The sequence below is a fragment of the Reyranella sp. genome (assembly GCF_965228225.1).
In the GTDB taxonomy this organism is placed as follows: Bacteria; Pseudomonadota; Alphaproteobacteria; order Reyranellales; family Reyranellaceae; genus Reyranella.
The window spans coordinates 5901882-5914844 of the sequence record NZ_OZ245801.1 but is presented as its reverse complement, the minus strand read 5'-3'; the positions used below and the strand labels follow the sequence as shown (position 1 = coordinate 5914844).

Annotated in this window: 14 protein-coding genes; 4 read left to right on the top strand and 10 right to left on the bottom strand. The window is 67.3% G+C overall.

Going from position 1 to position 12963, the window contains the following annotated elements:
• Positions 1 to 45: 45 nt before the first annotated feature.
• On the top strand, positions 46 to 363 hold the full coding sequence (trxA, locus tag ACO07K_RS28670) for a thioredoxin (RefSeq protein WP_298309228.1): 318 nt from the start codon (positions 46 to 48) through the stop codon (positions 361 to 363).
• 12 nt (positions 364 to 375) lie between these two features.
• Here trxA and ACO07K_RS28665 read toward each other — a convergent pair whose 3' ends face one another.
• The 3 genes from ACO07K_RS28665 to ACO07K_RS28655 are packed head-to-tail and all read right to left on the bottom strand — an operon-like array spanning position 376 to position 3848.
• A complete protein-coding gene (locus ACO07K_RS28665; RefSeq protein WP_422033811.1) occupies positions 376 to 1674 on the bottom strand; it encodes a bifunctional folylpolyglutamate synthase/dihydrofolate synthase in 1299 nt (432 codons plus the stop codon).
• Between the two features lies 1 nt (position 1675).
• Positions 1676 to 2566 carry an acetyl-CoA carboxylase, carboxyltransferase subunit beta gene (gene accD / locus ACO07K_RS28660; RefSeq protein ID WP_298309233.1) on the bottom strand — a complete coding sequence of 297 codons (891 nt, stop codon included), beginning with the start codon at positions 2564 to 2566 and terminating at the stop codon, positions 1676 to 1678.
• A 37-nt stretch (positions 2567 to 2603) separates the two neighbouring features.
• Complete coding sequence (locus ACO07K_RS28655) at positions 2604 to 3848, bottom strand: D-alanyl-D-alanine carboxypeptidase family protein (protein ID WP_422033810.1); 1245 nt, start codon at positions 3846 to 3848, stop codon at positions 2604 to 2606.
• A 53-nt stretch (positions 3849 to 3901) separates the two neighbouring features.
• On the opposite strand from ACO07K_RS28655, the gene ACO07K_RS28650 reads away from it, so the two are divergent.
• Complete coding sequence (locus tag ACO07K_RS28650; protein WP_422033809.1) at positions 3902 to 4540, top strand: MBL fold metallo-hydrolase; 639 nt, start codon at positions 3902 to 3904, stop codon at positions 4538 to 4540.
• A 110-nt stretch (positions 4541 to 4650) separates the two neighbouring features.
• Here the strand turns inward: ACO07K_RS28650 and trpA are convergent, their stop codons facing one another.
• From trpA to ACO07K_RS28615, 7 genes are read right to left on the bottom strand one after another with little or no spacing between them, the layout of a single operon-like run.
• Positions 4651 to 5484 (bottom strand): tryptophan synthase subunit alpha, encoded by an 834-nt coding sequence (gene trpA / locus ACO07K_RS28645; protein ID WP_422017753.1) that lies wholly within the window; start codon positions 5482 to 5484, stop codon positions 4651 to 4653.
• A gap of 2 nt (positions 5485 to 5486) precedes the next feature.
• Positions 5487 to 6701 carry a tryptophan synthase subunit beta gene (trpB, locus tag ACO07K_RS28640; RefSeq protein WP_298309246.1) on the bottom strand — a complete coding sequence of 405 codons (1215 nt, stop codon included), beginning with the start codon at positions 6699 to 6701 and terminating at the stop codon, positions 5487 to 5489.
• Between the two features lie 58 nt (positions 6702 to 6759).
• Positions 6760 to 7341, bottom strand: coding sequence for a RidA family protein (locus tag ACO07K_RS28635; RefSeq protein ID WP_422017757.1), 582 nt, complete (start codon positions 7339 to 7341; stop codon positions 6760 to 6762).
• A gap of 12 nt (positions 7342 to 7353) precedes the next feature.
• Complete coding sequence (locus tag ACO07K_RS28630) at positions 7354 to 7992, bottom strand: phosphoribosylanthranilate isomerase (RefSeq protein WP_422033808.1); 639 nt, start codon at positions 7990 to 7992, stop codon at positions 7354 to 7356.
• Entirely contained in the window at positions 7989 to 8741 is a 753-nt protein-coding gene (pyrF, locus tag ACO07K_RS28625; protein WP_422033807.1) for an orotidine-5'-phosphate decarboxylase, read from the bottom strand. The genes ACO07K_RS28630 and pyrF overlap by 4 nt, the downstream gene beginning before the upstream one ends.
• Positions 8742 to 8779: 38 nt before the next feature.
• Positions 8780 to 10264, bottom strand: coding sequence for a glycerol kinase GlpK (gene glpK, locus ACO07K_RS28620; protein WP_422033806.1), 1485 nt, complete (start codon positions 10262 to 10264; stop codon positions 8780 to 8782).
• A 13-nt stretch (positions 10265 to 10277) separates the two neighbouring features.
• Positions 10278 to 11297, bottom strand: coding sequence for a polyprenyl synthetase family protein (locus ACO07K_RS28615; protein WP_422033805.1), 1020 nt, complete (start codon positions 11295 to 11297; stop codon positions 10278 to 10280).
• A gap of 63 nt (positions 11298 to 11360) precedes the next feature.
• Here ACO07K_RS28615 and ACO07K_RS28610 point away from each other — a divergent pair, with 63 nt between their 5' ends.
• Both ACO07K_RS28610 and ACO07K_RS28605 read left to right on the top strand, forming a co-directional pair.
• Positions 11361 to 12086: a tRNA1(Val) (adenine(37)-N6)-methyltransferase gene (locus ACO07K_RS28610; RefSeq protein ID WP_422033804.1), complete on the top strand. Its 726-nt coding sequence runs from the start codon at positions 11361 to 11363 to the stop codon at positions 12084 to 12086.
• Between the two features lie 25 nt (positions 12087 to 12111).
• Positions 12112 to 12951 (top strand): S49 family peptidase, encoded by an 840-nt coding sequence (locus ACO07K_RS28605; RefSeq protein ID WP_422033803.1) that lies wholly within the window; start codon positions 12112 to 12114, stop codon positions 12949 to 12951.
• Positions 12952 to 12963: the final 12 nt, after the last annotated feature.

The window sequence follows — 12963 nt, the reverse complement described above, 5'->3', positions numbered from 1 at the left end:
CCGGTCCCATCGACCGGCCTGTAAGTGTTTTTGGGAGAACCCGCGATGACCGTCAAAGCAACCGATGCTTCCTTCGAAGAGGAAGTCCTGAAGTCCGACACGCCCGTCCTCGTCGACTTCTGGGCCGAGTGGTGCGGCCCCTGCCGCATGATCGGCCCGTCGCTCGAGGACATCGCCAAGGATATGGACGGCAAGCTCAAGGTCGTGAAGGTCAACATCGACGAGAACCCGATGGTGCCGACGCGCTATGGCGTGCGGTCGATCCCGACCCTGCTGCTGTTCAAGAACGGCCAGGTCGCCGCCACCAAGATCGGCGCCGAGCCGAAGCAGAAGCTGGTGAGCTGGATCAACACCGTCGTTTGATCGGCGCCCGACTCAGCCGTTGCGGACGAGGACCTCGCCCGCAAGGTAGAGCGAGCCGCAGATGAGAATGCGCATCGGCGCGGGCTGGGTGGCCATCAGGTCCTCCAGTGCCGCGCCGATGTCGTTTGCGGGCGCGCAATCCAGCCCGACATCGGCCGCCCGCGCACAGGCTTCCTGCGGCGTATAGGCGGCATGCCCCTCGGGGAACGGCACCGCACGGGCCGAGCTTGCGTAGCGCGCCAGCGGTCGCAGGAAGCCGGAGGCATCCTTGGTCGTCTGCATGGCAAAGACGAGATAGAGCGGCAGCGCTGCCGGCTCCTTCGCCCATTCCGCCGCCATGCGGCCCAGCACGATGCCGCAATCCTCGTTGTGGCCGCCATCGAGCCAGAGCTCGCATCCGGGAGGCAGCGAACCCGGCAACGGTCCTTTGGTGAGGCGCTGCAACCGCGCCGGCCACTCGACGGAGCCGAGACCCTTGCGGATCGCGGTGTCGTCGACGTCGAAACGCGCCGCCCTCAGACGCTCGATGCAGGCGACCGCGGTCGCGGCATTGTCGATCTGGTGGGCGCCCGCCAGCGCCGGGTTGGGCAGGTCGAGCGTGAGAAGATCGCTTTCGTAGCGAAAGCCCGAGTCCTTCGGCATCACCTGCCACTCGCGGCCCATCCGGAACAACGGCGCGGCGAGCTTGGCCGCCTCGGCCTCGATCACCTGCGCACTGACGTCGCGCTGCCGGCCGATCACGCCGGGGGTCGCGCGCTTCAGGATGCCCGCCTTCTCCCAGGCGATGCCTTCGAGCTTGTCGCCCAGGAAGCCCGTGTGGTCGTAGCCGACCGGCGTGATGGCCGACAGAGCGGGCTCGATCACGTTGGTGCTGTCGAAGCGGCCGCCCATGCCGACCTCGATGATGCCGAGGTCGGCCGGCACGCGCGAGAAGGCCAGGAACGCCAGCGCGGTGGTGATGTCGAAGAAGGAGATCGGCGTGTCGCCGTTGGCTTCCTCGCACTCGGTCAGCATCTCGTCGAGTTCGTGATCGTCGATCAGCCTGCCGGCGATGCGGATGCGCTCGTTGAAGTGCACGAGATGCGGCGAGGTATAGACGTGCACGCGATAGCCGGCGGCTTCGGCGATGGCGCGCAGATAGGCGACCAGCGAGCCCTTGCCGTTGGTGCCGGCGACATGGATCAGCGGCGGCAGTTTCCGCTCCGGCGATCCCAGCCGCACGAGCAGACGCTCGATGCGCTCCAGCCCGAGGGTGATGACCCTCGGATGATGGCTCATCAGGCGTTGAACGATCGGATCGTTCGCGGTCACGTCAGCGACCGGTCTCCGCGAGGGCGCGGCTCTCGACGACCAGCGGATCCATGAACAGAGAGACCATGCGGATCAGGGTCTCGCGGAGCTTGTGACGGTGCACGACGGCATCGACCATGCCGTGCTCCAGCAGGTACTCCGAACGTTGAAAGCCCTCGGGCAGCTCCTGGCGGATCGTGTCCTGGATCACGCGCGGGCCGGCGAAGCCGATGATGGCGTCGGGCTCGGCGATGTGGACGTCGCCCAGCATGGCGAACGAGGCCGAGACGCCGCCGGTGGTCGGATCGGTCAGCACCACGATATAGGGCAGCCCCGCCTGCTTGACCTTGCGCACCGCGATTGTGGTGCGCGTGAGCTGCATCAGCGAGAGGATGCCTTCCTGCATGCGCGCGCCGCCCGAGGCCGAGAAGACAATCAGCGGCGCCCCGCGGGCGACGGCGAGGTCGGCGGCCATGACCAGCCCCTCGCCCACGGCGGTGCCCATCGAGCCGCCCATGAAGCCGAAGTCGAGCAGCGCCACGACGGACAGGCGGCTGCCCATCAGGCCGCTCGCCACGACCAGCGCATCGGTCGTGCCCTCGGCCTTGGCCTGGGCCTCCTTCAGGCGCGCGTCATAGCGCTTGGTGTCGCGAAACTTGAGCGGATCGGCATTCACCCGCGGCAGCGGATGCAGCTCGTACTTGCCCTCGTCGAAGAGAAACGGCAGCCGCTTCATCGGACGCAGCCGCATGTGATGGCCGCAGTGACTGCAGACCTCCTGATTGGCCTCCCAGTCGCGCGTGAACAGCATCTGTTCGCACTTCGGGCACTTCACCCAGAGATTGTCCGGCACTTCCTTGCGGGCGACCAGCGCACGCAGCTTGGGGCGGACGAAATTGGTCAGCCAGTTCATGGGCGCGGTATCGCACGAATGAGGGGATGGGCCAAGGTCAGCGCCAGAAGCCGCTATAGGGCGCCGAGAAGTCCGAAGGTTTCTTCACGACACAGAAAGATTTCCGGGCTTGGTATTCGGCGCACAGTCTCTGCGCCGACGCCGGCTCGAGGTCGGCGATGATAGCGGCCTGTTTCGTCACCTTGTTCGAAGTAACAGGGAGGATGTACTCCCTGCCGGGGTGCCTCACGCCCATGGCCATGAGGCTCGCCTGTCCGGCATCGAACGCATTCTTCGCCGTCCGCCAGTCGCCGAACGTGCCAAGCCAGACGGCATCGCCTGGCATGTCGTAGCGGATGCCGCCGCATTCGCCGTAGGGCAGCACCGTCACCGGACCGCCCTCGCCGTTGCGCAGCTGCCAGATCTTCTGCCGGTTGCCGCCGGTCTTGAGCGCATAGGCCTCGTCGAACAGGCGGACGAGGAATTCGTCGCGCAGGTCGGCGCGGCGGAACCCGAAAGCGACGGCGACAAGCCGCCTGCCGTCGCGCACCGCGCTGCCCACGATGTTGAATCCCGAGGCGCAGATGAAGCCGGTCTTGAAGCCGTCGGCATAGGGCGAATAGAGATCGAGGAACTTGATGCCCGGCCCGATCCGCTGGCTGCCCAGCATGAACTCCTTGGTGCGGAAGTAGCCGTAATACTGCGGGAAGTCCTTGATGATCGCGAGGGCCAGGATGGCCATGTCGCGCGCGGTCGTGGTCTGTGCCGGATCCGGCAGGCCGTTGGCGTTGCGGAAGGTCGTGGCCGTCATGCCCAGCCGCTGCGCCGTCTCGGTCATGCGCTGGCCGAAGGCCGGCTCCGAGCCCGAGAGGCGCTCGCCGAAAGCCGTCGCCACGTCGTTTGCCGACCGGGCGACCAGCGCCTGTATTCCCTGCTCGACCGTGATGGTCCGGCCCTGCGCCAGGCCCAGGTGGGAAGATGGCTTGGTGCGGGCATTCTCCGTGAACGAAAGCGTTGCGTTGAGTTGGAGGCGACCGGACTTGAGCTCCTCGAAGACGATATAGAGCGTCATCATCTTGGTGAGCGACGCGGGATACCAGAGCGTTCCGGCATTGCGGTCCAGCAGGGCCTCGCCGGTCGCCACGTCGACCACGACATAGGGCCCCGCCGGGACGGGTCCCGAGGGCGAGGCCACGGGGGCGATCTGGGCCCGCGCCGGGGCCAGCGACAGGGCGAACAGGCCCAGGATGCACAGGAGAAGACGCACGTTCATTGCCATCGGTGCCGGAGGGATCGGCAGCATACGCCCTTCCAACCGCCCACGGGAGGCATTAGATCGGAAGGATGCTCAAGGTCATGATCGCCCCCGTCACCCCGTTCCAGCAGAACTGCTCCATCGTGTGGTGCGACGAAACCATGGAGGGCACCGCCGTCGATCCGGGCGGCGACTTCGACATGCTCAGACAGGCGATCGACCAGCAGGGCATCAAGGTCACCAAGGTCCTGCTGACCCACGGCCATGTCGACCATGCCTCGGCCGCCGGTACCATGGCCGAGCACTATGGCGTCAAGATCGAGGGGCCGCACGAGGACGACCTGTTCCTGATCGAGGGGCTGCCGGAGTCGGGCGCCAAGTACAATTTCCCCGTCTACAAGCCGTTCGTGCCCGACCGCTGGCTGACCCACGGCGAGACGGTGAGCCTCGGCAACGCGACCTTCGACGTGGTGCACTGCCCGGGCCACACGCCGGGCCATGTCGTGTTCGTGAACAAGCCCGCAAAGGTCGCGTTCGTGGGCGACGTGCTGTTCCGCGGCTCGATCGGCCGCACGGATTTCCCGCGCGGCAATCACGACCAGCTCCTCGAGTCGATCCGCCACCGCCTGTGGCCGTTCGGCGACGACATCACCTTCGTCCCCGGCCACGGCCAGACCTCGACCTTCGGCTGGGAACGCAAGACCAACCCCTACGTCGCCGATCTCAACTTCGAGGATTAGGACGGGTTGGCACTCAGCTGTCGTCCTGAGCGCGGCGAAGGACCTGACGGAACGACCGAAGGACTCCGGCGCTGACGTGAGATCCTTCGCTACGGCCAGGATGACACGAACTAAGCCTTGCGCACGCCCCTGACGCCGTCGGCGAGGGCCTTGATGTAGGCGAAGACGCCGGGGATGAGGTCGGGCTTGGCCTTGCCGTGGTCGTCGAGGCCGGCCTTCACGCGCTCGACGATGGCGGAGCCCACGACCGCGGCATCGGCGTGACGCGCGATGGCCGCAGCCTGATCGGGCGTGCGGATGCCGAAGCCCACGCCGATCGGCAATTCGGTGTGACGCTTGATGCGCTCGACATGGGTGCGCACGGCTTCCTCGGTCGCCGAACTGGTGCCGGTGATGCCCAGCACCGAGACGAAATAGACGAAACCGGAAGAATACTTCAGCACCGCCGGCAGGCGCTCGTCGTCGGTGGTGGGGGCCGTCAACAGCACGGTGTCGATGCCGGCCGCGACCGCATAGGGCTTGAGTTCATCGGCCTCTTCCGGCGGCAGGTCGACCAGGATGAAACCGTCGACACCGGCGGCGGCGGCATCCTTGCAGAAGCGCTCGGGGCCGCGCTGGTAGACGAGATTGTAGTAGCCCATCAGCAGGATCGGCGTGTCGTTGTCGCCGGTTTCCTTGCGAAAGCGACGCACCATGTCGAAGGTCGCATCGACAGTGATGCCGGCCTTCAGCGCGCGTTGACCGGCGAGCTGGATCGACGGGCCGTCGGCCATCGGGTCGGTGAAGGGCATGCCGAGCTCGATGAGATCGGCGCCGGCCGCCGGCAGGCCCTTCAGGATCTGGTAGCTGACGTCGAGGTTGGGATCGCCGGCCGTGACGTAGGTGACGAGACCGGCCCGTTTGTCGGCCTTGAGTCGGGCGAAGCGCTTGGCGATGCGGCTCATGGTCAGATCTTCATCCCGAGGCGTTCGGCTACGGCAAAGACATCCTTGTCACCGCGTCCGCAGAGATTCATCACCAGCAGATTGTCCTTCGGCAAGGTCGGCGCGAGCTTGATCACGTGCCCCAGAGCATGGGCGGGCTCGAGCGCCGGTATGATGCCCTCGAGCTTGCACAGCATCTGGAAGGCCGCGAGCGCCTCGGCGTCGGTGGCCGACACGTATTCAATGCGGCCCATCTCCTTCAGCCAGGAGTGCTCGGGCCCGATGCCCGGGTAATCGAGGCCGGCGGAGATCGAATGCGCCTCGGTGATCTGGCCTTCCTCGTCCTGCAGCAGATAGGTGCGGTTGCCGTGAAGCACGCCCGGGCGGCCCCCCGTGAGCGACGCGGCATGCTCGCCGGTCTCCACACCCTTGCCGCCCGCCTCGACGCCGACGAGGCGCACGCCCTTGTCGTCGAGGAACGGGTGGAACAGGCCCATCGCATTCGAGCCGCCGCCGATGCAAGCCACCAGCGTGTCGGGCAGACGGCCCTCGGCCTTCATCATCTGCACGCGCGTCTCGTTGCCGATGACGCACTGGAAATCGCGCACCATCGCCGGATAGGGATGCGGACCCGCCACGGTGCCGATGCAGTAGAACGTGTTCTCGCAAGTCGCGACCCAGTCGCGCAGCGCCTCGTTCATGGCGTCCTTGAGCGTGGCCGAGCCCGCCGTCACGGCGCGCACTTCGGCCCCCAGCATGTTCATGCGCACGACGTTGGGCGCCTGACGTTCGACGTCGACGGCCCCCATGAAGACCACGCAGGGAATGTCGAACAGCGCGCAGGCGGTGGCGGTGGCGACGCCATGCTGGCCGGCGCCGGTCTCGGCGATGACCCGCGTCTTGCCCATGCGCTTGGCCATCAGAACCTGGCCCAGCACGTTGTTGATCTTGTGGCTGCCCGTGTGGTTCAGCTCGTCGCGCTTGAAGTAGATCTTCGCGCCGCCCAGCTTCTCGGTCAGACGCTTGGCGAAATAGAGCGGGCTGGGGCGACCGGCATAGTGCTCCAGCAGATAGTCGAGCTCGTTCTGGAACGACGGATCGGCCTTGGCGTCGTTGTAGGCCTTCTCCAGCTCGAGGATCAGCGGCATCAGCGTCTCGGCGACGTAGCGGCCGCCGAAAATGCCGAAATGCCCCCGCTCGTCGGGGCCGGTGCGGAAACTGTTGGGTGCGCTGGGCATTGTTCTTCCTGTCGGGACGGGCCGGATTAGCAGTCCCGGCGGGGGTCGGTCAAAAGCCCTAGTTTTTCTTCTTCTTGGCTGCTTTCGCCTTGGGGGCGGCCTTCACCTTGGGGGCGGGCGCAGCCTTGCGCCGGGCAACGGCCGGCTTGGCCGTAACGGCGGGCGCCGGCGGCGGCGCATCGTCCTCGAGTTCGACGATCACCTCGATCTCGACCGGGATGCCGCGCGGCAGCGAGCCCATGCCGACCGCGGACCGGGCATGGCGGCCCTTCTCGCCGAACACCTCGACGAAGAGATCCGAGCAGCCGTTGATCACTTCCGGATGGCTGCCGTATTCCGACGTGGCATTGACCATGCCCAGCACCTTGACGATGCGCTTCACGCGATCGAGGTCGCCCAGCTCGGCCTTGAGGGCGCCGAGAATGCTGAGACCGGTGTCGCGTGCGAGGCGATTGGCCTGCTCGAGCGAGAAATCACGTCCCACCTTGCCCACCGGCAGCGGCTTGCCGGGCAGGCCCGGCCCCTTCCCGGCCATGTAGAGCAGGTTGCCGGTACGCACGGCATTGACGTAGCTTCCCATCGGCGTGGTGGCCTCGGGAAGCTCGATGCCGAGCTCCTTCAGCCGCTCTTCGACTTTCATGCCCTCAGCTCCTCAAAGCACTCGTACGGCGCCCAAAAAGGCGCGGATCAATTCAGTGGATTTCACACCGCGTGCCGCTTCTACACCAGAAGAGACGTCGACGGCGCGCGCGCCGGTGACGCGGACCGCCTGGGCGACATTCCCGGGGTTGAGTCCGCCGGCGAGGAACCAGGGCACCGGCACGGTCCGGCCCGAGAGAAAGGTCCAGTCGAAGGCCTTCGCGTTGCCGCCCGGCAGCGTGCCGTCGGCGGCATCGAACATCAGCCGGTCGGCGACGCCGGCATAGGCCGCTATGCCGCGCTCGACGTCCGCGGGGTCGGCGACCTTGATGGCCTTGATCACCGGCTTTCCGGTGCGTGCCTTCAGCGCAGCCACCCGCTCGGCCGTTTCGGCACCATGAAGCTGCAGCATGTCGATCGCGCCGGTCGCCAGACGCGCGTCGATCAGCGCATCGTCGGCATCGACGAACAGGCCGACGCGAGTGACACGGCTCGGGACCCGCGCGCCGAGCGACTTCAGTAGATCGAGCGACTCGATATGGCGCGGCGAGCGCGGGAAGGTGACGAAGCCCACGAAGCCCGCGCCGGCTTCCACTGCCGCATCGACCGTCTCCGGCGTCGACAGCCCGCAGATTTTGGCTTCGACGGTCATAGGTCGTTGACGCCGGCCTCGCGCGCGATCGCCTCGGCGGCGGCGCGCGGATCGGCCGCCTGATAGATCGGCCGCCCGACGACCAGGTTGCTGGCGCCGAGATCGACCGCCTGGCGCGGCGTCATTGCCCGCTTCTGATCGTTGGCGGCGCTGCCAACGGGGCGGATGCCCGGCACCATCAGCACGAAGTCGGGACCACATTGCTTGCGCAGGGCCGCGATCTCGTGGGGCGAGCAGATCACGCCATCGAGGCCGCTTTCATGCGCCAATGCGGCGAGCCGCAGTACCTGCTCGGACGGATCGGCGTTGACGCCGGTCGATTCGAGATCGGACCGGTCGAGCGAGGTGAGAACGGTGACGCCGAGCAGCTTCGGTCGCGCGACATTCAGTTTCGCCGCCTGCGAACCGGCCTCTTCGACCGCCGCCTTCATCATCTCGCGGCCACCGCCCGCATGGATCGTGATGAAGGTGGGCGCGAGGTCGACCACCGCGCGGATGCCGCCGGCCACCGTGTTGGGAATGTCGTGCAGCTTGAGATCGAGGAAGAAGCCCACGCCCGTCGCGCGCACCGGCGTCGGAAAGGCGTAGCGCACACCTGGCGCGCCATGGGCCAGGAAGAATTCCAGCCCGAGCTTGATGCCACCGACAGCCGGCTTCGGCCCTCCGGCGACGCTCTGGATCAGCTTGGTGGCGTGGGCGAGATCGATCGTGTCGATGCTGCAATAGACGGGATTGGCGCGGGCTTTCATGGCGGGCGCAACCTAAAGGCCGCGCCCCGGGCCAGCAATCAGGAACTGCGCACCCGGCGGACCGCGTCCTGCCAGCCGGCATAGCGGCGGTCGCGCGAGGCGGCGTCCTCCGCCGGCACGAAAGCCCGGTCGAGCACCCATGTCTTCGACAGGGCGTCGAGCGACGGCCACAGGCCCGCCTTGAGGCCGGCCAGGAAGGCGGCGCCCAGCGCGGTCGTCTCGGTCACCTCCGGCCGCTCGACCGGCGTGCCCGCCGTGTCGGCCAGCCGCTGCATCAGCGGGTCGTTCACCACCATCCCGCCATCGACCCGCAGCTCGTCGATCTGGGCACCGTCGCCGCGCATCGCCTCGAGCAGGTCGCGCGTCTGGTAGCAGACCGAGTCGAGGGTCGCGGCGGCGATCTCGCCGGGCCCCGAATCCCGCGTGAGGCCTAGAATGGCCGCGCGCGCCTCCGGATCCCAATGCGGCGCGCCCAGGCCCACGAAGGCCGGCACCATGTAGACTCCGTGCCCGTCCTTGGCGCCGGCGGCGACCTTCTCGACGTCGGAGGATTTCTCGATCAGCTTCAGCCCGTCGCGCAGCCATTGCACGGCGGCGCCGGCAATGAAGATGCTGCCTTCGAGCGCATAGGTGCGCCGCCCGTCGAGCTGATAGGCGATCGTCGTCAGCAGGCGGTGGCGGGAATGCACGGCGATGCTGCCGGTGTTGAGCAGCGCGAAACAGCCCGTGCCGTAGGTCGCCTTCACCATGCCGGGCTTGATACAGGCCTGGCCGACGGTGGCCGCCTGCTGGTCGCCGGCCATGCCGAGGATGGGAACTGGTGCGCCGAGAATTCCGGCCTCGGCAACGCCGAGTTCGCCGGAACAGTCGACGACCTTGGGCAGCAGCGACGCCGGCACGCCCAGGATTTTCATCAGCTCGGCATCCCAGGTGCCCTTGCGGATGTCGAGCAGCAGCGAACGGCTGGCATTGGTGGCGTCGCTCGCATGGACCGAGCCGCCGGTCAGCCGCCACAGCAAGAAGCACTCGATCGTGCCGGCCGCGAGAGCGCCCCGATTCGCGGCGGCACGGGCGCCGGCGACATGGTCGATGATCCAGGCGATCTTCGTGCCGGAGAAATACGGATCGAGCAGGAGGCCGGTGCGATCGGTGAAGAGCGGCTCGTGCCCTTCCTTCTTCAATTCGGCACAGCGATCGGCGGTGCGCCGATCCTGCCAGACGATGGCGTTGTGGATCGGCTTGCCGGTCGCGCGATCCCAGACGACCGTGGTTTCGCGCTGATTGGTGATACCGATGCCGGCCAGGTCCCCGGCGTCGAGCTTCGCCTTGGCGAGCGCGTCACGGCAGACCTCGACCGTCGCCGACCAGATTTCTTCGGGATCGTGCTCGACCCAGCCGGGCTTGGGAAAGATCTGCGGCAGTTCCTTCTGCGCCGAGGCAACCGGGCGGCCGCCCGCATCGAAGACGATGGCGCGGGTGCTGGTCGTGCCCTGGTCGATGGCGAGGACGTATTGGGCAGCCATGGCGCGACGCCGTCTAGTGAGCGCGGTCGATGGCGAAGTCGACTGCCTCCAGCAGGGCCGCCTTGAGCGGTGTGCTCGGGAACAGCCCCAGCGCGTCGCGCGCCATGGCGCCATAGTGGCGCGCGCGCTCCAGCGTGTCGGCCAGGGCGCCGTGCCGCTCGATCAGGCCGTACGCCTGTTCGAGATCATCGGGACGCTGGTCGAGCTTCTCGATGGTGCGCTTCCAGAACTCGCGATCGACGGCGCCGCCTCGCAGGAAGGCGAGAATGACAGGCAGGGTGATCTTGCCCTCGCGGAAGTCGTCGCCGACCGACTTGCCGAGCTTGGCCTCGCGGCCGGAATAATCGAGGGCGTCGTCGACGAGCTGGAAGGCGATACCGAGATTCATCCCGAAGCTCTGCAGCGCCACCCGCTCGGGGCCGTTGCGACCGGCCACCATCGCGCCGACTTCGGCGGCCGCGGCGAACAGCTTGGCGGTCTTGGCCTTGATGATCTCGAGATAGGTCGACTCGGGGGTGCTGATGTCGCGCTGGCTGACCAGCTGCAGCACCTCGCCTTCGGCGATCGTCGAGGAGGCGTTCGACAGCACGCCGAGGATGTCGAGCGAACCGACCTCGACCATCAACTCGAAGGCGCGTGTGAACAGGAAGTCGCCGACCAGCACCGAGGCTTTGTCGCCCCATACGGTGTTGGCGGTCGGCTTGCCGCGGCGCAGCGCGCTCACGTCGACGACATCGTCATGCAGCAACGTGGCGGAATGGATGAACTCGACGCAGGTCGCGAGCTTGATGTGACGGTCGCTGCCCTCGCTGTAACCACACAGCCGCGCCGCCGCGACGGTGAGCAGCGGACGCATGCGCTTGCCGCCGGCGCCGACCAGGTGGTTGGCCAGTTCGGGGATCAGCGCGACCGGTGACCGCATGCGGACCACGATCTCGCGATCGACCCGTCCCATGTCGTCGGTGCAGAGCGCCAGAAGGGGTTCGAGGCTGGGCGACTTGCGCTTGCCTTCGAGAGAGACGACGGTTGCCATGACGGAAGGCCAACTCTCCGTGAAGCCTGTTGCTGCGGGATGATTTCGTTCGAGATGACTAGCATGGATTGCGCGCCGACCGAAAATGCCGTGATGGGCGGTCGTGTGAAGCTTTTGCAGCCGAGGCGCGGATATCGAATCGCGGTCGACGCTGTATTGCTGGCCGCCGCCGTCGATGCGAGGCCCGGCGAGAGCGTGCTCGATCTCGGCGCGGGTGTCGGCGCCGTCGGCCTGTGCGTCGCCGCCCGGGTGCCGGGCTGCGACGTCACCGGAATCGAACTACAACCGGCGCTGGCGGCGCTGGCGGAGCGCAATGCCCGACTTAACGACGCCTCTGATCGTGTCCGCACGCTCGTTCACGATCTGGCGAAGCCGCTGCCCGCCGGTCTCGGCCCGTTCGACCATGTCGCGACCAATCCGCCCTACCTCCCGGCGGCGGTCGCCGATCCCTCGCCCGACCCCAGCAAGGCGCTGGCCACCGTCGAATCGAGCGCGGATCTCGCGCGGTGGCTGACCGTGGCAACGGGCGCCCTGAAACCTGCAGGGAGTCTGCTCGTCATTCACCGCAGCGATCGTCTCGACGAGATCATCGCCATCTTGGCCGGTCTGGGCTGGGGCGACGTCACCGTGAAGCCCCTGCCACCTGCAGCCCGCGTGCTGGTTCGCGCGCGCCCTGCACGCGAACTGCGCCGCCGGGACGCGGCGCCGCTGGTGCTGCATCGGCCCGGCGGCGGTTACACCGACGAGGCAGAAGGCATCCTGCGCCACGGCCAGCCGCTTGCCTTCTAGGGGCACGCCCGCGACAGTGCCCGGTATGCTGAATTGGATCAGGGATCGTTTTCACCGCGGGCCGGTCGTGCCCGTCGTTCGTCTCTCCGGCGTCATCGCCTCCGGCGGACTACTCGGCAGTCGCGGGCTGTCGATCGAATCCGTTGCGCCCTTGCTGAAGCGCGCCTTCGAGATGCGCGGCGCCAAGGCCGTCGCGCTGTCGCTGAACTCGCCCGGCGGCTCACCCGTGCAGTCCGCGCTGATCGCGCAACGCATCAGGATGCATGCCGCCGAGAAAGGCCTGCCTGTCATCGCCTTCATCGAGGACGTCGCCGCTTCGGGCGGCTACTGGCTGGCCTGTGCTGCCGACGAGATCATCGCCGATCCGAGTTCGATCGTGGGCTCGATCGGGGTCATCAGCTCGGGCTTTGGCTTCCAGGACCTGATCGCCCGCATCGGCGTGGAGCGCCGCGTCCATACGTCGGGCGAGAACAAGTCGATGCTCGATCCCTTTCGGCCCGAGCAACCCGAAGACGTCGAGCGCCTGAAGCGGCTGCAGGCGGAGATCCATGACGGCTTCAAGGACTGGATCCGCCAGCGGCGCGGCAAGGTTCTGAAGGGCGACGAATCCGTCCTGTTCAGCGGCGAGTTCTGGACGGCGCGGCGCGGCATCGACTTCGGCCTGGTCGACGGGTTCGGCGAACTGCGCGCCACACTGCAGGGCCGCTATGGCGACAAGGTCCGCCTGCCCGTCATCGGCCCGCGTCGACGTCTGCTGTCGCGCTTCGGCCTGCAGACCTGGATCGGCGGTGGGATCGACAATATCGGCCCCGCCACCCTGGCCGCGCTCGAGGAGCGCGCGCTCTGGCAGCGTTTCGGACTCTAGGAGAGGCTTGCG